The sequence below is a fragment of the Neobacillus sp. SuZ13 genome (assembly GCF_030123365.1).
Taxonomy (GTDB): Bacteria; Bacillota; Bacilli; order Bacillales; family Cytobacillaceae; genus Neobacillus.
Genome location: NZ_CP126107.1, coordinates 302644 through 327020 on the forward strand (window position 1 = coordinate 302644; position 24377 = coordinate 327020).

Consider the following 24377-nt stretch of genomic DNA (forward strand, 5'->3'; position numbering starts at 1 on the left):
GCACGCTTAAACCATCAAGATTTTGGCTTCAAAATTTAATGCGGTTGACTTTTCATGATACTATAATGATATCTGAATTTGAAATGTAATGAGGTTGAGGATCATGAGTACAATCTTAGATATTGCCAAGCTTGCGGGTGTGGCGAAGAGTACGGTTTCTCGGTTTTTAAATGGCGGCTCTGTTGGGGAAGCGACGAAGAAGAAAATTGAACAAGCGATCAAGGAAACCGGGTATACTCCGAATCCATTTGCGCAGAGCTTGAAAGCGAAGAAAACGAATATTATTGGCACGATTGTCCCGCGGCTTGATTCCTACGCTTCTTCGCAAACGTTAATTGGTATTGATGAGCAATTAAAGCAGATGAATTATCAAATGCTGATCTCCAATACAAGTCAAAATCTGGAGCGAGAGATTGAAAGCATTTATAGCTTTGCCAATCAAAAGATGGCGGGGATTATTTTGCTTGCTACCGAAATCACGGATCAGCATATCGAGGCATTTGAAACCGTTAAAGTTCCTGTTCTGCTAATAGGACAAGAGCATGAGGATTTTTATAGTCTAATTCATGATGATTTTTGCGCTGGTTATGAAATGGGCCGGTATGTCCTTGAAAAGGGATATCGGAAAATTGCTTATCTAGGCGTAACGGAACGGGATATTTCAGTTGGGGTGAAGCGAAAGCAGGGCTTTAAAATGGCGATTCAAGAAGTAGAGGATTGTAAGGTTCGCTTCTATGAGACATTGTTCAAGATTCCAGCTGCGCAAGCTAGTGCAATGGAAATCATCCATGAATTTCAGCCTTCCATCATTGTTTGTGCGACCGATAATATTGCCCTTGGGGTGATGAAGGCAGCGTATTCAGCGGGGCTAACGATTCCAAAAGATATAGCGTTAACGGGGTTTGGTGGATATGATGTGACAGAAATCATGCATCCGGGCTTGACGACGGCGAAGTTTTTTTACAAAGAAGCAGGGGAAACGGCTGCAAAACATATGGTAGAGTTAGTTAATGAGCGCCCTGTCGAAAAAGTAACCATTTCTAAATTTGAAATTATTGAGCGAGAAAGCGTTGACAATTTCTTTAATCGTCCACTATAATGAAAACAACGAAACCGGTTCCAATCAAGAGAACCTTTTCACTTGGTAACATTCGAATTCGGTTTCTCTTTTAATCATTTATTTTTTTAGTATATTTTGGAACCGGTTCCGCGGAAAGGGATTTTATTTTTTATCGAAAAATGGAACCGGTTCCTAAATCAAAGGAAAAGAGAGGGATTAAGATGGATCATAAAAAAATTGCACGGGAAGTCCTTAATGCCATTGGTGGTCAGGAAAACGTATCAGCTGCAGCGCATTGCGCCACACGCTTACGTCTAGTTTTACATGATGAATCAATCGTTAATCAAGCAGCATTGGATAACATGGATGTTGTGAAAGGGACCTTCTCAACGGGTGGTCAGTTTCAAATTATCTTAGGTTCTGGAACAGTGAACGAGGTCTATAAGCACTTGGCGGAGATGTCCGGTCAAACGGAAATGTCAACGAGTGATGTGAAAGACGCGGCAGCGAAGAAACTGAATCCGATTCAGCAATTCGTTAAAATGCTGTCAGACATTTTCGTTCCGATTATCCCAGCAATCGTCGCTGGTGGTTTACTAATGGGAATCAACAATGTCCTAACGGCTCCAGACTTATTTATCGAAGGAAAATCTTTAGTGGATGCCAATCCAGAAATGGCGGATTTAGCAGCACTTATTAATACATTTGCCAATGCAGCCTTTGTCTTTTTACCGATTTTAATTGGTTTTTCAGCAACGAAACGGTTCGGAGGGAATCCTTTCCTTGGGGCCACACTTGGAATGCTAATGGTTCATCCGGACTTATTAAATGGGTATGGTTACGGTGCTGCATTACTGAAAAATGAAGTCCCGGTTTGGAATCTTTTTGGCTTAGAAATCGAAAAGGTAGGCTATCAGGGATCCGTACTTCCTGTTCTTGCCGCGTCTTTTATTCTAGCAAAAATCGAAACGTCTTTACGGAAGGTTGTTCCCTCTGCTTTAGACAATCTATTAACACCGTTATTGTCTATCTTTATTACCGGAGTTTTAACGTTTACCTTGGTAGGACCGCTGACTCGCTCTGCTGGTAATCTATTAACAGATGGTATTGTCTGGTTATATGACACAACAGGTGTCATTGGCGGAATCATCTTTGGTTTAGTTTATGCGCCAATTGTTATTACAGGTATGCACCATAGCTTTATCGCAGTAGAAACGCAATTGCTTGCTGATGTTGCGAAAACGGGTGGATCGTTTATCTTTGTCATTGCGGCAATGTCAAACATTGCGCAAGGAGCAGCGACACTTGCTGTGCTAAAGACAACGAAAAATGCCAAGATCAAAGGAACTGCTTCTGCAGCCGGGATCTCTGCCTTATTAGGAATTACGGAACCAGCGATGTTTGGGGTTAACTTGAAATTACGCTACCCCTTTATCGGTGCCATTACTGGTTCTGCTGTGGGATCTGGCTTTGTTACGGTGTTCAAGGTTAAAGCGACTGCGTTAGGGGCAGCGGGTATACCAGGAATTATCTCGATTCGCCCAGATACAATTATTTCTTATGTGATCGGTATGGCCATTGCGTTTGCCGTAGCATTTATCGTTACGATTGTTTTAGCAAAGAGAGAAGAAAAAATAGCAGTTAAAAAATCATCTGGTCAAGCAGCAGCATAATAAAAGACTGAAAAGGGGAATCCAATGATTCTCCTTTCTGTATTAGGAGTGAATCAGCATGGAATGGACAACTGAACAACGATACAGAAGCATAGACGACGTGACTGAAGAGGAAATTCAAGCGTTAGCTAAACTTGTGAATCAATGTCCATGGCGGCAGTCTTTTCATATTCAGCCGCTAACAGGATTGTTAAATGACCCGAATGGCTTTAGTTATTTTAATGGAGAATATCATTTATTCTATCAATGGTTTCCGCTTGGACCTGTTCATGGATTGAAGCATTGGTATCACACGAGGTCAAAAGACCTTGTTCATTGGGAAAATGTTGGAATGGGCATTGAGCCGTCGAATGAATTTGATAGTCATGGGGCGTATTCCGGAAGTGGAATTGAGCATGATGGAAAATTATATTTAATGTACACTGGCAATACACGCGATGAAAATTGGAATCGACACCCGTATCAATGTTTGGCTGTACTGAATCCGGATGGAAGCCTTGTGAAAATGGATGCACCGGTAATTGCAGATATTCCAAATGGCTATACCGATCATTTTCGTGATCCAAAGGTTTGGCAGCATGGGGATCATTTCTACGCGGTAATTGGTGCTCAAAGGAAAAATGAGACAGGAAGTGCCGTTTTATATCGCTCTGGTGATCTAAAGGATTGGCAGTTTGCGGGTGAATTGAAGACTGGTTTAGGTGAAGATTTCGGTTATATGTGGGAATGTCCGGATTATTTTGAGCTGGACGAGCAAGGAGTGTTCCTTTTCTCCCCACAAGGGTTAAAAGCGGAAGGCGACCACTATCAAAACATTTATCAATCAGGGTATGTAATTGGAAGTCCAATAGATTTAGAGAATATCGAATTAAAGCATGGTGCATTTCATGAGTTGGATCGCGGGTTTGATTTTTACGCACCACAATCGACGCTGGATCATCAGGGGAGACGTATTTTAGTCGGCTGGATGGGATTACCGGAGATTGACTATCCTACTGATAAAAATGGGTGGGCACACTGTTTAACACTTCCTCGGGAGCTATCTGTTAAAGATGGAAAGCTGATTCAGCAGCCAGTACCTGAGCTAGTATCTCTTCGCGGGGAAAAGGTGGAGACCAGTCAAGCAGTTGATGATGAAAATGTTAGTTTGGATGACTTCGAGGGAGACGTGTATGAGCTTCTTGTGGAATTCTCTGATAGTACAGCAGAGGAGTTTGGTTTAGAGCTTCGGGTCGGAGAAATAGAGAAAACCGTGATTAAATATGATGCGGTTGCGAAAAAGGTTGTATTTGACCGGACGCACTCGGGCGAATCCTTTGCTGAGGAGTTTGGTACCGTACGGAAATGTAGATTGGACGCTGGAAAAATTTCGTTCCGAATCTTTGTGGATGTCTCCTCTATCGAAGTTTTTGTAAATAATGGGGAAGAAGTATTTACGGGACGGATTTTTCCTGGTAAAAATAGTAATGGAATCCGTGTGTTTGCTCGTGGCGGCCAAACGAAGGTAAAGGCTGTTAAATGGGATATCATATAAACTTATTATTAGACTTACTTGAGGTGACAGAATGGGAAAGCTTTTTTCGATTGGTGAAGTGTTAATTGATTTTATTCCACTTCAAAAAGGGGTGGCCTTAAAGGATGTTTTTTCTTTTGAGAGAGCTCCTGGCGGGGCACCGGCAAATGTGGCTGCGGCCGTTGCGAAATACGGGCAGAAAGCAGCGATGATTTCTAAATTAGGAAACGATGCGTTTGGTGACTTTTTAGTCGAGCAACTTGTCGAGGCTGGTGTTGAGATGGACAAAGTATACCGGACTGGGGAAGCGAATACGGCTTTGGCTTTTGTCTCGTTAAAAGAAAACGGGGAACGTGATTTTTCATTTTACCGTAATCCTTCCGCTGATTTGCTGTTAAGTGAGGAGGAAATCGAGCCAGCATGGTTCCAAGCAGGAGATATTCTCCACTTTTGCTCGGTTGATCTTGTGGAAAGCCCGATGAAACAGGCGCATAAAAAAGCTATCGCGGCTGTCTCAGATGCGGGTGGCTTGGTCAGCTTTGACCCAAATGTGCGGCTTCCGCTTTGGGAGGATCCAGAAGACTGTCGTAGGGCGATTCTCGAATTTCTACCGACTGTGGATATCGTAAAGGTTTCTGATGAAGAGCTAAATTTTATTACGGGAATAAAAGAAGAGTCTTATGCTATTCAATCGTTGTTTGTTGGAAAAGTGAAGGCAGTTGTCTACACAAAGGGAGCTGCAGGTGCGGATTTGTTTTTAAAGGATGAAAAGATTGAATCGAGAGGATACTCAGTTAAACCTGTGGACACAACCGGAGCAGGTGACGCGTTCATGGGCGGATTTTTATATCAATTGCTAGAATTAAAAGCAAACCCGGCTAACATCGAGGAAGTATTACGGGGCAATCAAACAGAAATATTGCAATTTGCCAATGCAAGTGGTGCTCTCACCACAACAGGAAAAGGCGCAATCTCTGCTCTTCCGACTAAGGGGGAAGTTGAGGAGCTTATAGGTTAGTGTTTCAATCTTTTTAAAGATTATTTAGAAGAACTAAGAAAATAGATATGAAGAATAATATAAAGAATAGACTACTTCCTAAAGAACAAGGAGGTAGTCTTTTTAAAGATTTTTTAGATGACAGGAGTTTAAAAAATTCATGTAGCCTTGTATTGAATGAAAAAAGGCAAAAATTTAAGTAAAAACTTTAAAAAAACGTTTACAAAATAAAAAAGACAGATTATTATATAAAATATAAAAACTAGTAGAATTTGTTCGGTGGTGGTCAATGTATATAAACTTATTATGAGTGGTTAATCGATTTCTCATCAAAATGAGATAATAAAAAGTAGTTTTGATAAATTAGGTCAAATAAATTTTATTGCTTTCAATTATGTAACCGCTATATTCGCTTAATTGGTTAATCGATTACCTATTCGCTTTTCGTTTTAGATTTAAAATTTGTGTCTTCTGTAACCGATTTGACTGGTTAATCGATTTCTAAATTTAATTAAAAATATTAGAATTTTCAAATATGTAACCGTTTATATTCTTATTTGGTTAATCGATTACCTATAAAAAGTTTATAGTCTCAAATGTGTAATAAGTATACTATTTTTTAATTGGTTAATCGATTACCTACAAAGATCTACTAATATTGATATTTCTAAGGAGGAAATTATTGTATGAAAAAACTTTTAACGTCAGCTATATTAATTGGTGCTTTGTCCATAGGAGCAGTTGGCTGCAGCTCGCAATCTAGTTCTTCTGATTCTGGTAAAAGTTCATCAGGTTCCGAGAAACCACGTTATGCCATGATTTTAAAAACGTTATCAAATCCTTTCTGGGTATCAATGAAAGATGGTATTGAAAAAGAAGCGAAAAAACTTGGTGTTGAGGTTGATATTCAAACGGCATCTTCAGAGAGTGATACACAAGGACAATTAAAAGTATTCGAAGATTTATTAAATAAGAATTATTCGGGTATCGGATTTGCTCCATTATCACCAGTAAACTTAATTCCAGAGGTAGTACAAGCGAACTCAAAAGGAATTCAAACGGTGAATGTCGATGAGCAGGTAGATATGAAAGAACTCAAAAATGCTGGTGGAAGTGTTTACGCGTTCATTACAACTGATAACAAAAAGGTTGGAGCTAAAGGAGCTCAGTATATTGTTGATCAATTAAAAGATGGCGGCCAAGTAGCGATTATCGAAGGTGTTGCTGGTAACGTATCCGGTGAAGATAGAAAAGATGGAGCAACAGAAGTTTTTAAATCTGCCAGTGGAATTAAATTAGTTGCAAGCCAGCCTGCTGATTGGGATCGCAGTAAGGCCCTTGATGTAGCAGCCAACCTCATTCAAAGATACCCTAAATTGAAAGCGATTTATGCAGCCAATGATACGATGGCATTAGGTGCCGTTGAAGCGGTTAAAAATGCGGGTAAGGAAATTATGGTTGTGGGTACAGACGGAGCTCCTGAAGCTTTAGAATCTATTAAAGCCGGAGAATTAGATGCAACAGTAGCACAAGATTCTGCAAAAATTGGAGCAACGGCTTTAGATAAGCTTGTCGAAGCAGTAGACAAAAAAGCAAAAATCTCAAAAGACGCTGAACCAGAAAAGGTTGCAGTTGATTCATACTTAGTGACCGAGTAAAAAAAGAATGGTTTTATCATCCCTGATGTTGATCGGGGATGATAAAACTTCAAAGGAGGTTTGAAGATGCAGCCACTAGTAGAGATGAGGAAGATCACCAAACGCTTTCCTGGTGTAACAGCATTGGAGAATATCAATTTTGATATTTTAAGTGGAGAAGTTCATGTATTACTTGGTGAGAACGGTGCCGGTAAATCCACATTGATGAAAATCTTAAGTGGAATCTATGAACCTTCTGAAGGAAAGATCGTTTTATCTGGTAAAGAGTACAGCAAATTAACCCCTACAGATTCTGCCGAACATAAAATTAGTATTATCTATCAAGAGTTAAGTTTGATTGACGAATTATCCATTGCAGAAAATTTATTTGTTGGTAAATTACCAACCAAGAAAGTATTGGGACTTAAAGTAGTAGATCATGATTTCATCAATAAGAAAACAATCGAACTTCTAAAAAGAGTTGGTTTAAATAGAGAACCATCTACCATGGTCGAAGACATTTCAATTTCAGAAAAGCAGCAAGTGGAAATTGCAAAAGCCTTAGCAGCTGATGCAAAAGTGATTATTATGGATGAGCCAACATCTTCCTTAACTGATGAAGAAGTAGATAAATTATTTGCAGTCATTAAACAACTCAAAAAAGAGGGCGTTGGGATCGTTTATATCTCACATAAATTAAAAGAGTTACCAATTATCGGGGACCGCGTTACTGTGTTAAAGGACGGCACCTATGTGGGAACAAGGGACATGAACGATGTTACGACCGACATGCTTGTTTCTATGATGGTTGGGAGAGAGCTATCTGGTAAATACCTGAAACCGGAAACCACGGCGAAAGAAGAAGAAACCATTTTAAAGGTGGAAGGGTTAACCAGAAAAGACCAAAAAGTAAAAGATATCCATTTTGAATTGAAAAAAGGTGAGATTCTTGGGTTTGCCGGTTTGATTGGTTCTGGCCGGACGGAACTAATGGAAGCTATTTTTGGAGCTGCTCCGTTATCATCCGGTCAAATCACGATGTTTGGCGAACCACTAAAATTAAAAAATCCGTATGAAGCAGTTAAGAAGGGAATGGCTTTAATTACGGAAAACCGAAGAGAAACGGGCTTTTTTGACAACTTTGAAATTTGGAGAAACATCTCTGCATCCCCTCTGGTACGAAAATCGAAGTGGGGCGGAATTGGCGGACTTGTGAATGAAAAACTGGAACAAGAGGAAGCGGAAAAGCACGCAAAAGCACTGCGGGTGAAATGTTCTTCCATCCAACAGAATATAACCGAATTATCCGGAGGTAACCAACAAAAGGTTATCATTGCAAAATGGCTTGCTGCAAAGTCGAATCTGATGATCTTTGATGAGCCTACAAGAGGGATTGATATTGGAGCGAAAAGTGAAATCTATCATATTATGCGCCATCTTGCAACGGAAGGAAAAGGAGTATTGATGGTATCCTCTGAACTTCCGGAATTATTATCCGTGTGTGATCGTATCGTTGTCTTTAGGGAAGGGAAAATAAGCGGGATTATCAACAATGAAGACGCAACAGAAGAAAAAATCATGCTATTAGCAACGGCTGATATATAGGAAAGGAGCTCGATCAAAATGATAGATACAGCAAAAGAAACTGCGAAACCAGTAAAAACAGGAAAAAGTGAGAAAAAACCGTTTAATGCAAGGGCTGTGTGGCAAAAATATGGAATTTTCGGGATATTTATTATTATCGTTGCTCTATTAGGGATTATGTCCCCTCAATATTTCTTAACAACCAATAACCTTACACAAGTTGTGCTGCAGAGTTCGATTACCATCTTAATTGCTTGTGGAGAGTTTTTTGCCATTCTGATTGCAGGAATTGACCTGTCAGTAGGTTCGGTAATTGCACTTACAGGAGTAGTCACAGCAAAATTGCTGATGGCGGGTACTCCAGTAATCTTAGCTATTTTAATTGGCGGAATTCTTGTCGGTGCTTTACTGGGAGCGATTAACGGTGGTCTTGTTAATTTGACAGGATTACATCCATTTATCATTACCTTGGGTACAATGGCCATCTTCCGCGGTGTTACGTTAATTATTTCAGATGCTTCACCAATCTTTGGTTTTCCACAGTCTTTTAAAGACGGAGTAGCTGGATGGTTGTTTGGTATTCCAATTCCTGTGTTGATTGCTCTGGTGGTGGCCTTGGTTCTGCACTTTATTACCAAGAAAACAATCGTTGGCAGAAATATCTATGCTTTAGGTGGAAACACGAAATCAGCTTGGTTTTCTGGAATCAATATTAAAAAGCATACATTGATCGTTTTCATCATCTCAGGTATTTGTGCTGGAATTGCTGGTGTCGTAACAACAGCACGCTTAGGTTCAGCAGAGCCCCTTGCAGGTCAAGGATTTGAAACTTTTGCGATTGCTTCAGCCATTATTGGCGGTACTAGCTTCTTCGGAGGTAAAGGATACATTCCAGGTGTCGTTATGGGTGGATTAATCATTGGTGTTATTAATAACGGACTAAATATTTTGAATATCTCTACGTATTATCAACAAATTGTAATGGGCTGTCTAATTATTGCAGCAGTAACACTAGACAAATTACTAAGTGCTAAAAAATAAGGAGAGTGTACAGACATGACATACAAATTTTCACCTTCATTAATGTGTATGGATTTATCAAAATTTAAGGAACAAGTGACAGCATTAAATGAAAGAGCTGACTTCTATCATGTCGATATCATGGATGGTCACTTTGTTAAAAATATTACTCTATCACCATTTTTTATCGAGCAATTAAAAAAGATGTCCACCTTACCGATTGATGCCCATCTCATGGTTGAAAAACCTTCTGATTTTGTAGATATGGTTATTGATGCGGGTGCAGACTATATTAGTCTACATGCCGAAACTATTAACGGAGATGCCTTCAGATTAATTAACCATATTAAAGATAAAGGGAAAAAATTCGGTGTGGTCTTAAATCCAGCTACACCTATAGAGTCCATCAGACATTATATCCACCATGTGGATAAGCTGACAATCATGACTGTAGATCCAGGATTTGCCGGCCAAAGATTTGTCACTGAAATGATTGATAAGATTAAAGAGGCCAAGGAATTAAAGGAAAAAAATCAATATAAATACCTAATTACGATTGACGGTTCTTGTAATGAAAGAACGTTTAAGCAGTTGACCGACGCAGGAGCAGAAGTGTTAATTGTCGGAACTTCCGGATTATTTAACCTTGATGAGGATGTCTCTAAGGCATGGGATTTAATGATGGAAACCTTCGAAAAAGAAGTAAACAATATCGCAGTAAATTAATTTTATGAGTGTAAAACTATCAACTTTAGAAACTTGCTATCTACTACGCTAATGGATGCTCTGTTGAAAGGGCAGTAAAGTGAGGACAACCATATGAAGATTGAGACACAAAAATACGTTATTGGTGTAGATATTGGTGGAACGCATCTCAGAATTGGAGCAGTGAATACAGATAAGGAACTTTTCTTTTTCCAAAAGAACAAGATTGCAGATATTCTTGATTCAGGGAACCCCATAAAGTCACTAGCTGATTTTCTAAACGGTTATATCGAGGAGCACGTTGGGGTGGCAAATGTTCTTGCGATAGGTATGGGTTTTCCGTCGGTGATCAGTAAGGATAAGAAGGGAATTCATTCGACGCCCAACCTGGAATGTCTTAGCAATATCAATATTGTTGATCCCATTCAGGAATATATCCACGTTCCAGTTTATATTGAAAATGACGTGAATTATTTATTGCAGTATGAAATTTCCCAAAGGAAAATCGATAAGGATGAAATTGTTCTTGGATTCTATATTGGCACGGGTTATGGAAATTCCATCTATTTATTTAACCAGTTTTTGAACGGGAAAAATGGAGCAGCTGGGGAGCTTGGTCATATTCCAGCGTTAGGAAATGAGATGGTATGTGGCTGCGGCAATATCGGCTGTATCGAAACCTATGCATCTGGAAAAAGATTGGTGGCTTTGCATCAGGAATTTTTCTCAGATGTACCATTCGAGGAGATTTTCACTAAGTATTCGACTACACCAGAAATCATTCAATTTGTACAAACATTGGCCATACCAATTGTAACAGAAATTAATATTTTCGATCCTCATCTTGTGATTATCGGGGGAGGAGTTGTGGGAATGAAAGGCTTTCCAAAAAGAATGTTGGAGGAAGCGATTCTTCAAAAATGCAGAAAGCCATTCCCAGCTAATAATTTAGTCATTGAATATGCAGAAGATACCAATGCAGCAGGTGTGTTAGGCGCATCTATGAATATTTTTGAAAAAATTGCGCAGACAGAAATAACAGTTGGATAACGCGAAGTTTTGATAGATCTAGTCATTTCTTGACCTGCTTTCATTGATTTACAAAAGAAGGCGCTTTATACTTTTATAGGTAGGTAGAGGAAAGTTGGGAAATTGAAATGAAGTTGACTATAAAAAAAATTGCTGAATTGACTGGGGTTTCCACAGCTACAGTCTCTAAGGTTTTAAATAATACAGGCCGTTATTCGGAGGAAACGAAGAAAAGGATTCTTGATCTCGTTGAAAAATACGATTATAAGCCGAATGCGGTTGCCAAGAGTTTAAGAACAAGCCGCTCTAAGACAATTGGGGTGATTGTGCCGGATATCACAAATGAGTTTTTTGCACAGATTGTCCTTGCCATTGATAATTATTGTTCACCAAATGGCTACTCTGTTTTTATCTGTAATTCTGGTGAAAATGAAGAGAAGGATATTCAATTCTTTAAAGAGCTAGAGTTAAAGGGAGTAGATGGGCTAATCTATTTGTCTGCAAGTGAAGAACTGTTTGCGATGAAAACGAAACTGCCAATTGTATGTATTGATCGGACACCACATTTGCACAATTTTGCTGCGATTACCTCGGACAACTTTAAAGGGGGACAAATTGCAGCGGAAGAGTTAGTGAAAAAGAATTGTAAGAATATCCTGGTTATTACCGATTATCGGGATGTCCCGGCAACAACCGAAAGGGTAAGAGGGTTTCAATCCGTGTTGGAGAAAATAGGGATGCCCTACGGTGAGGACAATTTATTAACAGCCGTGGTAGGTATTGAGCCGAGCAAAGAGGCTGTAAATTCTTTGATACAATCTGGTAAGTTTAACTATGATGGTATTTTTGCCATCAATGATTCAATGGCCTTCGGTGCCATGATTGCTCTTAAGGAAAATGGTTTTAAAGTTCCTGAGGATGTCAAGATTATTGGTTGCGATAATATCAGTCTTTCGAAGTACAACTCGATTACTTCTATCCATCAGGATAAAGACCAACTTGGACAAAGGGCCGCTGAACTCTTGATTAATAGGATTGAACGTGGAATTTACACCAAAGAGATCATTAAGCTGCCAGTGAAATTGATTGAACGGGATTCAACGAGGAATTGCGAATGATTTTGGTTGATTTTGAATGATTGTATTGTGATTAAATTTTTATTTTCTTTGGTTAATCGATTACTCAAAAAAGGAGTTAGTTCTTATGAAGGTTGCGATTGCATCAGATCATACAGCATTACCAATGAAAGAAGAAATCAAGCTTGAATTGAAAGAGTTAGGCATTGAATTTACGGATTTAGGAGCTTACTCCGATGAAAGGGTAGATTATCCGGATTATGCCTTAAAAGTATCCGAACAGGTGGTACAGGGTGTTGTGGATAGAGGGATTTTGATTTGCGGTACAGGCATTGGGATGTCGATCACAGCGAATAAAGTGAGAGGCATCCGCTGTGCCCTTGCCCATGATACCTTTAGTGCGAAATTCACCAGATTGCATAATGATAGCAATGTTTTGGCATTAGGACAACGAGTCTTGGGTCATGGTTTAGCGAGGGAGATTGTCAAGGTTTGGCTTGAAACGGAATATGAAGGCGGTCGTCATCAAAGACGTATTGATAAGATTGCTGAATATGAAAAATCCTCATGCTCGTATGTTAATTGATTATTGGAAAAATGGCTTCTTTCGAGTTCGAAATGAAAGGAAAATAAATTAATGAATATTGAAACATTAGCAGTTAACACAATTCGCACTTTATCCATAGATGCCATTAATCGAGCTAATTCCGGGCATTCGGGTCTTCCCATGGGAGCAGCTCCAATGGCTTATGCTATGTGGGCTAATCACTTGCAGCATAATCCGAAAAATGCCAAATGGTTTAACCGGGATCGTTTCGTCCTTTCGGCCGGGCATGGCTCCAGCATGTTATATAGCTTGCTTCATCTAGCCGGGTACGATGTGTCATTAGAGGACTTGAAAAGCTTCCGGAAGTTACATAGCAAAACACCAGGTCATCCTGAATTTGGCCACACCGATGGGGTCGAAGTTACAACGGGTCCTTTAGGACAAGGGATTGCTAATGCGGTAGGAATGGCGATGGCAGAAGCCCATTTGGCAGCAAAGTTTAACCAAAACGATTTCCCAGTCATTGACCATTACACATATGCTTTAGTTGGCGATGGTGATTTAATGGAGGGTATCTCCTATGAAGCTATGTCTCTTGCAGGTCATATGAAGTTAGGAAAATTAGTTGTATTATATGACTCCAATGATATCTCTTTGGATGGTTCCTTAAACCTTTCTTTTTCAGAGAATATACAAAAACGAGTAGAATCAGCAAATTGGCAATATTTACGTGTGGAAGACGGAAATAGTGTGGCGGATATCACAAACGCAATTGAATTAGCCAAACAGAACACGGACCAACCGACACTGATCGAAATTAGAACGATTATCGGGTACGGCAGTCCAAAAGTGGCCGGGACCAATAATGCCCATGGAAACCCGCTGGGTGTTGAAGAGGCTAAAGCCACAAAGCAAGCGTACGGCTGGCATTATGAAGAGGATTTCTTTGTACCAGAAGAAGTAAAAGCCCACTTTGAAGAGCTCAAACAAAGAGGGATAGATAAAGAACAACGATGGAATGAATTATTCGATTCGTACCGGGGGGCTTATCCTTCATTAGCTAGCGAGTTACATGTTGCCATTAAAGGAGAAGCTGTTATCCAAGATCAGGACATTTTAACGTTTAATACGGAAAAAGCCGTTTCGACTAGGGTAGCTAGTGGAGAAGCCATTAATTATTATGCAAAAATCATTCCTGCTATTTTTGGAGGAAGTGCAGATCTTTCCCATTCCACGATGACATATATAAAAAATGAAGCCGCATATGCAGTCGAATCATTTGCCAGTCGAAATGTGTACTTTGGCGTTCGTGAACATGCGATGGGAGCTGCTGGTAATGGAGTCGCTCTTCATGGGGGACTGAAGCCTTTTGTAAGTACATTCTTTGTGTTCAATGATTACCTTCGACCGTCTATTCGTCTGGCTGCCCTGCAAAAGTTGCCGATCACCTATGTGTTTACACATGATTCGATTGCTGTAGGAGAAGATGGGCCAACTCACGAACCAATCGAGCACCTAGTTTCGCTTCGTGCCATTCCGGGACTTACTGTCATTCGTCCAACTGACGCGAATGAAACAGCGAGTGCCTGGGCTTATGCATTGCAACAAACAGAAGGCCCGGTTGCCTTAGTTCTAAGCCGTCAAAACTTGCCGGTGTTTGAAGAGACAAAAGCAAATATCGAAAACCTTTCTAAGGGAGCCTATGTTTTAACACAAACAGATGAGAATCCAGATGTTATTTTGCTGGCTACAGGCTCGGAAGTGTCTTTGGCGGTAGAAGCGAAAGCTGAATTAGAGAAGGAAGAGATATCGGTTCGAGTGGTGGCTATACCAAGCTGGGAACTGTTCATTCGGCAGTCGAAAGAGTATCAAGAGTATGTTCTTCCATCTTCTGTTGCAAAGCGTGTGGCACTTGAAATGGGAATTTCGCTAGGTTGGGAACGATTTGTAGGATTAGAAGGAAAAGTGTTATCGATTGAAACCTTCGGTGCTTCTGGAACTGGCGCTGAGGTCATGGAGTTATTTGGATTTACGGTGAAAAATGTGGTCGAAACGACTAGAAATCTATTAAATTCTGAAAAAGTGAAGGAGCTTAGTTATGAAACTATTCATTGATACAGCTAATCTAACGGACATAAAGAAAGCCTATAGAATCGGTGTGTTAGCAGGTGTTACAACGAACCCTTCCTTAGTAGCTAAAGAAGGTGTGAAATTTGAAGATCGCATCGCTGAAATCTGTCAATCCGTCCCAGAGGTCGAATCCGTTTCAGCGGAAGTCACTCCTGATGCGGTGACGGCTGAAGAAATGATTGCACAGGCAGAAGAGCTGATTACCATTAATGGCGGAGACTCGAAGGTAACGATTAAACTACCGATGACGTTAGAAGGTTTAGAAGCATGCCGCTATCTTGCAAACAAAGGCGTTAAAACGAACGTTACACTTATCTTTACGGTAAACCAAGCATTATTAGCTGCTCGAGCTGGTGCAACTTATGTTTCTCCATTTTTAGGCCGTTTAGATGATATTTCTGAAGATGGTGTCCAATTGGTCGAGAGAATCGCTCAGTTATTACGTGTACATAACTTGGATACACAAATCATAGCTGCATCTGTTCGACACCCAGACCATGTCACTCGTGTCGCTATGGCCGGGGCACACATCGCAACCATTCCTTACAGCGTCATCGAACAGCTTGCCAAGCACCCACTTACGAATGAGGGTATAGAAAAGTTCGCTGCTGATTGGGAAAAAACTCTTAAAAACTAAAATATTACGATAAATAGCATGAAGGTCCGACTTGCTACAATTAGTTAGGCGGGCCTTTTTATGGGCATCAATAGCAAAAACCACTTCCTATAATAATAAGGGAGTGGTTTTTTGTGTCGTTAAAATTCATCCATGTTTTTATCAAAGTAAATTACTATTCCAATAATCAGTTAATTATTATTCCATAGGGTGTGGTTTGGGCGGGGATACTTTTTTATCAAGTATATGAAAAATTAACTAACAAGGCATTACAGTGTTTTTACTATTGTCTCACACTCAGTGTATGTGTTAGAATCTGAATATTATAAATTTTCCAAAGTTTATATCGATAAAGGAAATCGCTTTCTTTGTTGTTCATCAAGAGGATACATAAATAGTAGATTAATTTCGGGAGGATTTACAGATGAGAAAGGGTTTAGCGTTAGCATTGAGTGGAGCATTATTATTGCTTTCAGCATGCGGAGGGGGAAGTAAGGAAACTGGAGGAGAGGGAAAAGAAAAAGTAGTTAAAATAGGCATTACACAAATTGTGGAACATCCTTCTCTTGATGCTGCACGAGAGGGTTTTATCGCGGCTCTGAAGGATGCCGGCTATGAAGAAGGAAAGAACTTTAAACTTGATTACCAGAATGCCCAAGGAGATATGAACAATAACACATCCATTGCACAAAATTTGGTTGCAGACAAGAATGACCTTATTTTAGCTATTGCCACACCTAGTGCGCAGGCGGTGGTGAACCAAACAAAGGATATTCCAATATTGTTTACTGCCATTACGGATCCAGTCGGGGCTGAGCTTGTTCAAAGTTTGGAAAAGCCAGGTGGAAATGTGACAGGCACATCTGATACACATCCAGATGCGATAAAAAATACGATTGCTGCCATTAAAACTTTTCTTCCCGATGCGAAGAAGGTAGGCATCATCTATAACAACGGTGAGCCCAACTCTGTGGTAAATGTTAAACATGCGAAGACAGCTATAGAGGCTGCAGGACTTGAGGCAGTTGAAACCACAATCACAGCTAGTTCCGAAGTAAAGCAGGCAGCTGAGTCAATGGTAGGACGTGCGGACGTATTATACATTCCAAAGGATAACACTGTTGTTGCTGCCCTAGAATCGGTAATTACTGTAGCTAATGCCAAAGATATCCCAACGTTTGTCGGTGAAGGTGATTCTGTAAAAAGAGGAACTTTTGCTTCTTATGGATTTGACTACAAGGATCTAGGATACACTACTGGTAAAATGGCAGTGGAAATTCTCAAAGGAAAAAAACCAAGCGAAATTCCTGTCGGCTTCCCTGAAAACCTTGAGTTGATCATCAACAAAAAAGCAGCACAAGAGGAAGGAGTCTCCTTAACAGACGAGATGCTGAAGGACGCAAAAATAGTGGGAGAATAAAATCTCAACTTAAAATAGCCTGCCTAAAAACGGCAGGTTCATTTTTTGTTGCATATCGCATGGCGATATAGCTTGCAAATAAACCAAAAAACCTTCATATTTAATAGAAAAGGAGGTTCGATATGCGACGTGATATACAACCGAATGAACGTGCTTTCTCTTCCAAAGAAGCTGCAGAAGAAGTAGGGATTGCAACCCCCACTGTTCGCAAGTATGGCCAAATCCTAGAGCGGAATGGATATGAGTTTTTGAAGGATGGCGATCGGCGTATCTTTGTTCAATCTGATATCGGAGCGCTTATAGCGCTACGCGATACGGACAAGCCCCTAGACGATACAGCTAAAGACCTTGTGTATCAGCAAAAAGAAAGATTAGAAGAATCCAATGAAGTAGAACTTACGATACCTGTTACATATGATAATTTACCCCAAGACCCCAACCAATTAAAAGAAATTTTAATGGTTTTGGTCAATGAACTTGCAGCAACGCGTGAAATGAATGCCCAACTGACAAACGATATGTCACAGCTGAAATTATCGGTTTCCCGGCTCCAGCAAGATCACCATGTAATAAGTTCAAGTATTGCTAATTCCGCGCAAAAAACACAAGCAAAAATTGAAAAATTAACTGAACAACAAAATACTCATTACGCAACATTGCTGGAACAAGAACAAGAAAAAAGTGAATCCTTACAAAAGGAGATACAAAATATACGATACGAGCTGGAAAAAGAATGGCGTTCACAAAATGATTTTAATAAACGCTTAGAAGAAGCGATACAAAAGCCTAAAGAAAAATGGGGGAAGATCTTCTCTATGTTCCGAAAATAAGGTCCCTGTTATGGGCTTTTTTTTTACTGTTTCATATCGCCAGGCGATATAATTATGTAATATGAAAGATGTTGATCGGCATAGTATTCCTCAATCCGACATTGATCTGTCCTATAGCGTTACGCGATACGGACTCACCTCCAAAATTCAACAAATTCCCGGGAAATATCTACAAATTCTGAGTAGGTATCGACAAAATTAGGTGCCTACATAAAAAAACATAAAGAGGATCCTCATTAATCTAATTTTTGAGAAGCCTCTTTTTTCATTCTTAACATCAATATGCCAACCTCTTACATTGTCTTGTCAAGTAAAGTTTGTGTATTTGGAACTGTGCAGGGAACCCAATTCAACCCTGAAAACAGGAAAAAAGTTCTATAACTTTTAATCTTCCCTTAATTTTTACCTAAAAACCATCCCGTTGTCTTGCTGAGAAAGAATCATATTTTTCACATATTCCTCCTAAAAAATCCTAGTTTTAAAAATAAATAGAAAGAAAGTACTAGAAAAAATCTTCCTCTTTTCCAGGTGGATTTGAATGTTCGATGAACCTATGATAAAAAATATATAGGAATTTACTTCCAATGTAGTGATAGTGGTCTGGGAAAAAGCGATGAATCAATTCCAGGGCAAACTATAGGTAGAGGAGATGGAGAACAAGTGGCTGGACAAATTCGTATGACCCCAGCGGAGTTAAAGGCAAAAGCGACTCGCTATGGGCAAAGTTCACAACAAATTGAGCAAATTTTAAGAGACTTAACTAATTTACAAAATGAACTTCGTGGTGAGTGGGAAGGCCGTGCCTTCCAAAGATTTGATGATCAGTTTAACCAATTGAAGCCGAAGGTACAAAATTTTGCTCAATTGATGCAAGAGATTAACACACAATTGAACAAGACAGCGGATGCAGTTGCTCAGCAAGATGAGCAATTATCGCAGAATTTTGGGCTTAATTAATCCGATTGCCTACCAACTGGATGATTAACATGGGATCAGTGGAATAAGTCATTCGGGACTATGTTCCCAATAAAACAAAAGCCACGCGACAATTGTTGTGTGGCTTTTATTCTTTGTTTGCCATAGCAGGGATTCTCCTAACATAGTAAGAGTTTCTTATAAAAATAGAAATTATTACTTTTTTACATACTACTAAATTTTCAGGGGTTGAGTGAATGAAAAAGATTGAGCGAGGTGTCATATTATTTCTAGTTCTGATCCTTGCGCTATCTTCAGGAATCTCTTATCTGGCATTGAATCAAGTATCCGAAAGCAAGGCCAACAATGATGATGAGAAAATGACAGTAGCATTGGTCAATGAAGATCAAGGTGCACAATTTAATGATAAGAACTATGAATTTGGTGCCGAATTTATAAAGAACATTGAAAAAGATGATACCCATGACTGGTATGTTGTCAGTCGTGGTGTTGCGGAAAGCGGCCTATCGCGGAATGTCTACAATATGATGATTGTTATTCCGAATGATTTTACCGAAAAGGCATTATCAATAGATTCGAAATCTCCAGAGCGGGTAGTTTTAAACTACAAAATAAATGCCTCCGATAACGGCAATTTGAAAGCGAAGGCGGAGAAAACAGCGAGTGCCATCTTAGGTGATTTTAATCGCCAAATCATTGATGTTTATTTTGCCAGTGTCATCGGCAATTTACATGATGCTCAAGACAATATCGGTACATTAGTCAATAAGGAGCAAGTATATACAAACTTCTATAATCATACTATCCATCGTCCATTAGCAGGTTACACCGCTCAGTTTGGAGCAGTGGAAAGTAACACAAAGATATCAAGAGATAACTTTACCGGCTTACAGGATCTATTAAAAGGATTTGAAACTAGCCTGGGTGAGGATGTAGCAGCAAGCAATACCTATCAATCCAGCTTTTTGGATTACACGAAAATGCATGCGGCTAATGGTCTTTTAACAAAAGGTTTCTCTGGTCAGCTTAACCTGTTAGACCGCGAAATGAACAATGATGATGTCATGCAGCAATTATATTTTTTAATTTCCGCCAATAATGCCATCAATGATCAATTTCATCAAAAGGATCATCAATCGGCTACAATTTTATCAGAATCGGCAGCCCTTCAAGAGTATCTGACGAACACGAAGGAAAAAATGGATAAATTGGATACAGAGTTGTCGGAAACGTTGGCATCAGATATGCAGCAAGCAATTACCGACAAGCTTAAAAAGGAGATACAAAATACCTCAGGGCAAGAGCAAAGTGTATCGATGAATCATATTTTTGCCGTTCCAGATAACAATGCCCGGTCTGCATTGCAAAAGCAAATTGATCTACTGCCTTCCATAAATGGTAATGACTTAGATGGCTTAGGATTAAGTGATAAAACAGTCACACAGCTAAAAAATGTCATAGCTGTCACCAATAAATACAATCAAGAGTTTGCTTATATCCCTAATCGCGAAGCCAATAGTATTCCTTTGTCAGAAAAAGTAAAACAAGTGAAAAATGATTTAAGAACCAATGGAGTAACCCTAACAGATAGTGTCCAATTGGAGAAAAATAAAAAGAATGGGCAGGAATTTACACTTTCGATTCCAAAAGAATTTGAGATTAAGAGAGTGTTATTATCATTACCAAATAGCGAAGAAATGGATTATACGGAGCCATTTCTTCATAACGATAAGATTAAACTGCCTTCAACAGATAAAGGGCAATTCACTGTAAAAGTTGATGTGATTCTTCATAACATGGATGCAATCCTTGATGTGTTCCAGCCGGTTACATGGAATTGGGAACTTGATCAAAAGGATATTACCGATGTAGATCAACCAGAACAGCCAGAACAACCGGTTCAACCTGCGCAACCAGAACAACCAGAACAGCCACAAACAACAGCAGCAAATTCAGCTGATCTTGATAAGGAAACAAATCCATCCTTATTGTCTAACGAAAGTAATCAATCGGCAGCAGCTGAAGAATTGAGCGAGGATGCAAAGGACGAAAAATCAATCGAACCACAGAACTCGATTCAACCCGATGACAACGCAAGTATTATTGAGAGATTGGAAATTTTAAATAACCATATTGCGCATCAAGTGATGTCGCCTCTTACCGGGGACTCGACAAGTGTATTAATCAATGCTTCCAGCGATACCGTCAGTAATTTTCATAAGTTAATGACGCTGTTTAATCTATACTTTGGCATTGGAATAGATCAATTTAATCGTCCGGACCTCATAAATGATTTGAATCAAACCAAACTGACCGAAATGGCAACAGAGGATTCTCTTTATTATTTATTTAATAAACAAGACATTGTTGATGTATTAGCTGCTTACGTTGCGGAACAAATCACAGAGGAAATAAGACAACAGACGGCAGATGTAAAAGGCAAAATAGATGAATATACACAGCTTGTTAACGATGCCAATCAAAATGCAGCCCAAATGTCGAAGAGGATTAAGGAAACAACGGCACAAGCTGAAACTTTAAATACGAACCTTTCTGACACATTAAAAGATTTGGAAGCATGGCGTGAAGCAAGTCTTAAACTCCAAAGTGAACAAGCAAAAGTTTTAATGAATGGGGAAGAAGAACAACAGGTTGTTCTATCCATAGGCAATGAATTCAACTCGCTGCTAGTTTCAAGTCAATCTCTAGCGGATCAGTCGAAAACTAATTTGAATTCTGCGGATACGGTTTATCAAACCTTCGATGCCATCGATCGTCAAGCCAAGGAAATTCAAGCTAGTGGAACGACTTTAGTACAGCAGGCAGGGGACCTTTCCAATAATCTAATGAATAAATTGGCGGAGGATCAAAACTTCTCTGAAAATTTTGCAGGCGTGCTCGCTAATAGCCGCGTTGGTGACCGGCCGAATGAAGAGTTGTTAAGCTTTCTTTCGAAACCAGTCGAAACCAAGAATGCTGGGGTTATCACTGCAGGTGATACCTTTACTCCTTACTTTGTTGTCTTGATCTGTTTCATTGTAGCGTTATTTACTGCTTATGTTCTCTCTAATAACGAGAGGAAACGACTGCAAAAGGATACATTTGCTGGTGAAGGAACCATAGTCGCCACTAATACACCGATCACGATTATAACTGTAAGCATTGGTCTAATCGAGGGGCTGGTGATCGGGCTGATGTCTGGCAAGATGCTGCAAATGAGTGAAGGCAAGTTCCTGCAATGGACTACATTAATTATCTTAATCATGGTCACGCTGCTGGTAGTAGCAACCTATTTACTACGTCAGTTAAAAATGGCTGGTATGTTCATTCTATTGGTGATTCTAAGCCTCTATTTATTCTTAACGGAAGCACTTGGACGTCATTTTGACCAATTCTCTGCGGCTGCTAAATTAAGAGACTATTCACCGTTGCAATATATTGAGACATTATTAATGAAGTTTGGCAGTGGAGCATCTGATACGAAGTGGATTATAGCGGGCCTAGCAGCCTTGACGGTTGTTAGTCTTACAGGCAATTTGTTTGTCTCGAATCGTTTTGCAAAAAGCGAGGAGGTTAATCATGAAGGAATTAGTGAAGCTCTTTAGTGTAATTACTGTTTTTATAGGATTCCTTTTTATGTTTTCATTCCAGCCTTTGGCGGACGAAACCCTAGATCATAGCGGGAAAATCCAATTGCAAACGGACCGGATTGGCCAAGATGCAATCGATAGGGAAAAATTGGAAACGCAAGGCGATCAAGTAACGGAATTGGAAAAATTGGCGCCCGGCCTGTTTAAGGAACAAACACAGGATGCCCTCAAGACGAAACAATTAGAACTGGAACAATCTACGTTAGATTTACAACAAGGCCTTTTTGTTGCGCCAAGTAAGCCTGATATTACACTGAAAAATACCGAAAAGGTACTGTTTTCTAGTAATTATACAGTTCAACAGACTCCAGCTCCCACCCAGAACGAGCCTGAGAATCAACCAGGTGATTTTTTAAACGCCAAAACCATAACGACATTCTTAGGGATGGTCGTCCTGGGGTGTGGCGGAATCTTTACAATGATGAGAAAAACGCTTGGGTAAAGGAGGAGCAATATGCCTAGTCAAACACATGTTAACGTGACAGTTGATTTTAGCAGATGGGGCAAAGGGCAATATGACGTAAGAATCCCTGCTCACCAACCGATTAAACAACTACTGGTGAACTTGTCCGAATCCTTAAATCTGGATCTTACAATGGCACCTCTTTTTGCAGTAAAGCTTTCAAAAAAAGAACTCTTATTGGCAGATGATGACCGGCTTATCGATTATCCAGTAACCAATGGAGACCTTTTACGAGTTTTATAAGTATTATAGAAACAGGCCTATCCAATGTGAGGATAGCGCCTGTCTTTTAAAAGGAGTCAGAACACATGAATGAAAAAAGCATCCAATTGGAGTCCATGACATACAAGTTTCTCATTCTTAATAATAAATGGCAGCTGGACTTGCCGAAATCACAAACACAAGTAAAAGATGTACGCCAATTGGCTTTAATTAACCATGACTCAGATTTATTCGTACCTGCAATCGTTGAAGAAGGAGACGACAAGTTTACCTTCTCATTTGAAGTCAATCCAAGGGCTCACACATGGGATGACGTACAAAAGCTAAGCAGAAAAGAAAAACTACGCCTTTTGTGTAATCTTGCTCGACTCAGAACAATCCTAACCACACGCATGACCTTCTTCTTACATCCCGACAATCTGATTTTTGATGAGAATCTTTTACCATCAATCGTGTTTCGCGGTATCCGGGAGTTAATTCCCCCCTATGAACTGAATGAAGATAAATTTATTCTCCAATATAAATGTATCATTGTCGCAATATTTTCCAAAAAGTATACCTTTGATGACCTCTATTCGGGTTCATTAGCAAATGCCAAGGATACCGCATTTGAACGTCAAGTGGGTGAACTTCAGGAATTCGCTGCTTTAGTCAATTTTTTGGAAGAACAGTACTTAAAGGAAAAACAAGAGTTAGAAAAAACTATAGTAAATGTACCGAAAAAGAGATTCCGTCTTTTTAAACAACTAACCTTTATCATGATGGCACTTGTTGTTATTTTAGCAGTGCCGCTCGTTTATCTGACTTTTGTCAAAACACCTTTTCAAGCGCATCTCCTCGAAGCGGATCGTCACTTTTTATCTTTAGATTATGGAAATGTGATTACTGATTTAGAAAATCAAACTCCAGAAAAATTGCCGAATACCAGTAAGTATGTACTTGCTTATTCATTCATTGAAACAGAGAAGCTTTCTGATGATCAAAAAGAAGTAATCTTGAAAAATATCAGTATAAAAAGTGATCCGAACTATTTATTGTATTGGATTTACAATGGTCGAGGCGATTTTGCCAGAACCATCGACCTTGCCAAGTATATTGATGATCCTCAATTAATCATGTATGGGCTAATCAAACAAATTGAACAGGCGAAAAATGACCCTGATTTAAGTGGGACAGAGCGTGAAAAGAAAGTTCAAAAATTTCAGGAACAATATGATTCATATGCTGACAAATATGGTCTGGAATCCATATTAAACCCGCAGAACTGAG

At 39.5% G+C, this 24377-nt stretch carries 20 protein-coding genes; all 20 read left to right on the plus strand.

Translation table 11 applies throughout. The features are described 5' to 3' along the window. Window positions 1-103 precede the first annotated feature (103 nt). The 20 genes from QNH17_RS01605 to essB all read left to right on the plus strand — a co-directional run bounded on the left by QNH17_RS01605 (window position 104) and on the right by essB (window position 24376). Window positions 104-1099 (plus strand): LacI family DNA-binding transcriptional regulator, encoded by a 996-nt coding sequence (locus tag QNH17_RS01605; RefSeq protein WP_283877086.1) that lies wholly within the window; start codon window positions 104-106, stop codon window positions 1097-1099. Window positions 1100-1281: 182 nt separating this feature from the next. Further along, complete coding sequence (locus tag QNH17_RS01610) at window positions 1282-2733, plus strand: sucrose-specific PTS transporter subunit IIBC (protein WP_283877087.1); 1452 nt, start codon at window positions 1282-1284, stop codon at window positions 2731-2733. Window positions 2734-2791: 58 nt separating this feature from the next. Further along, complete coding sequence (locus tag QNH17_RS01615; protein ID WP_283877088.1) at window positions 2792-4267, plus strand: glycoside hydrolase family 32 protein; 1476 nt, start codon at window positions 2792-2794, stop codon at window positions 4265-4267. A gap of 31 nt (window positions 4268-4298) precedes the next feature. Then, window positions 4299-5264 carry a carbohydrate kinase family protein gene (locus QNH17_RS01620; protein WP_283877089.1) on the plus strand — a complete coding sequence of 322 codons (966 nt, stop codon included), beginning with the start codon at window positions 4299-4301 and terminating at the stop codon, window positions 5262-5264. Window positions 5265-5929: 665 nt separating this feature from the next. Continuing rightward, window positions 5930-6901, plus strand: a complete 972-nt coding sequence (alsB, locus tag QNH17_RS01625) for a D-allose transporter substrate-binding protein (protein ID WP_283877090.1) — start codon at window positions 5930-5932, stop codon at window positions 6899-6901. Window positions 6902-6967: 66 nt separating this feature from the next. Then, window positions 6968-8485, plus strand: coding sequence for a sugar ABC transporter ATP-binding protein (locus QNH17_RS01630; RefSeq protein WP_283877091.1), 1518 nt, complete (start codon window positions 6968-6970; stop codon window positions 8483-8485). 18 nt (window positions 8486-8503) lie between these two features. Next, window positions 8504-9505 carry a D-allose ABC transporter permease gene (gene alsC, locus QNH17_RS01635; RefSeq protein WP_283877092.1) on the plus strand — a complete coding sequence of 334 codons (1002 nt, stop codon included), beginning with the start codon at window positions 8504-8506 and terminating at the stop codon, window positions 9503-9505. A gap of 15 nt (window positions 9506-9520) precedes the next feature. Next, entirely contained in the window at window positions 9521-10210 is a 690-nt protein-coding gene (gene alsE, locus QNH17_RS01640; protein ID WP_283877093.1) for a D-allulose 6-phosphate 3-epimerase, read from the plus strand. Window positions 10211-10303: 93 nt separating this feature from the next. Next, window positions 10304-11239: an allose kinase gene (alsK, locus tag QNH17_RS01645; protein WP_283877094.1), complete on the plus strand. Its 936-nt coding sequence runs from the start codon at window positions 10304-10306 to the stop codon at window positions 11237-11239. Window positions 11240-11346: 107 nt separating this feature from the next. Next, the gene (locus QNH17_RS01650) at window positions 11347-12336 is read left to right on the plus strand and encodes a LacI family DNA-binding transcriptional regulator (RefSeq protein WP_283877095.1); all 990 of its coding nucleotides are present in this window, start codon (window positions 11347-11349) and stop codon (window positions 12334-12336) included. A gap of 85 nt (window positions 12337-12421) precedes the next feature. Continuing rightward, window positions 12422-12880, plus strand: coding sequence for a ribose 5-phosphate isomerase B (gene rpiB, locus QNH17_RS01655; protein ID WP_283877096.1), 459 nt, complete (start codon window positions 12422-12424; stop codon window positions 12878-12880). Between the two features lie 51 nt (window positions 12881-12931). Beyond that, entirely contained in the window at window positions 12932-14956 is a 2025-nt protein-coding gene (gene tkt / locus QNH17_RS01660) for a transketolase (protein ID WP_283877097.1), read from the plus strand. Then, complete coding sequence (gene fsa, locus QNH17_RS01665; RefSeq protein WP_283877098.1) at window positions 14940-15608, plus strand: fructose-6-phosphate aldolase; 669 nt, start codon at window positions 14940-14942, stop codon at window positions 15606-15608. Before tkt ends, fsa begins: the two co-directional genes overlap by 17 nt. 403 nt (window positions 15609-16011) lie before the next feature. Further along, window positions 16012-17007: an ABC transporter substrate-binding protein gene (locus QNH17_RS01670; protein ID WP_283877099.1), complete on the plus strand. Its 996-nt coding sequence runs from the start codon at window positions 16012-16014 to the stop codon at window positions 17005-17007. Window positions 17008-17129: 122 nt separating this feature from the next. Next, window positions 17130-17837, plus strand: coding sequence for an SH3 domain-containing protein (locus tag QNH17_RS01675; protein ID WP_283877100.1), 708 nt, complete (start codon window positions 17130-17132; stop codon window positions 17835-17837). Between the two features lie 660 nt (window positions 17838-18497). After that, window positions 18498-18794, plus strand: coding sequence for a WXG100 family type VII secretion target (locus QNH17_RS01680; protein ID WP_026565218.1), 297 nt, complete (start codon window positions 18498-18500; stop codon window positions 18792-18794). A gap of 215 nt (window positions 18795-19009) precedes the next feature. Next, window positions 19010-22378, plus strand: a complete 3369-nt coding sequence (gene esaA / locus QNH17_RS01685; protein WP_283877101.1) for a type VII secretion protein EsaA — start codon at window positions 19010-19012, stop codon at window positions 22376-22378. Further along, a complete protein-coding gene (gene essA, locus QNH17_RS01690) occupies window positions 22353-22865 on the plus strand; it encodes a type VII secretion protein EssA (protein ID WP_283877102.1) in 513 nt (170 codons plus the stop codon). The genes esaA and essA overlap by 26 nt, the downstream gene beginning before the upstream one ends. A 12-nt stretch (window positions 22866-22877) precedes the next feature. Beyond that, window positions 22878-23129, plus strand: a complete 252-nt coding sequence (locus QNH17_RS01695; RefSeq protein ID WP_283877103.1) for an EsaB/YukD family protein — start codon at window positions 22878-22880, stop codon at window positions 23127-23129. Between the two features lie 65 nt (window positions 23130-23194). After that, window positions 23195-24376: a type VII secretion protein EssB gene (gene essB / locus QNH17_RS01700; RefSeq protein WP_283877104.1), complete on the plus strand. Its 1182-nt coding sequence runs from the start codon at window positions 23195-23197 to the stop codon at window positions 24374-24376. Window position 24377 lies beyond the last annotated feature (1 nt).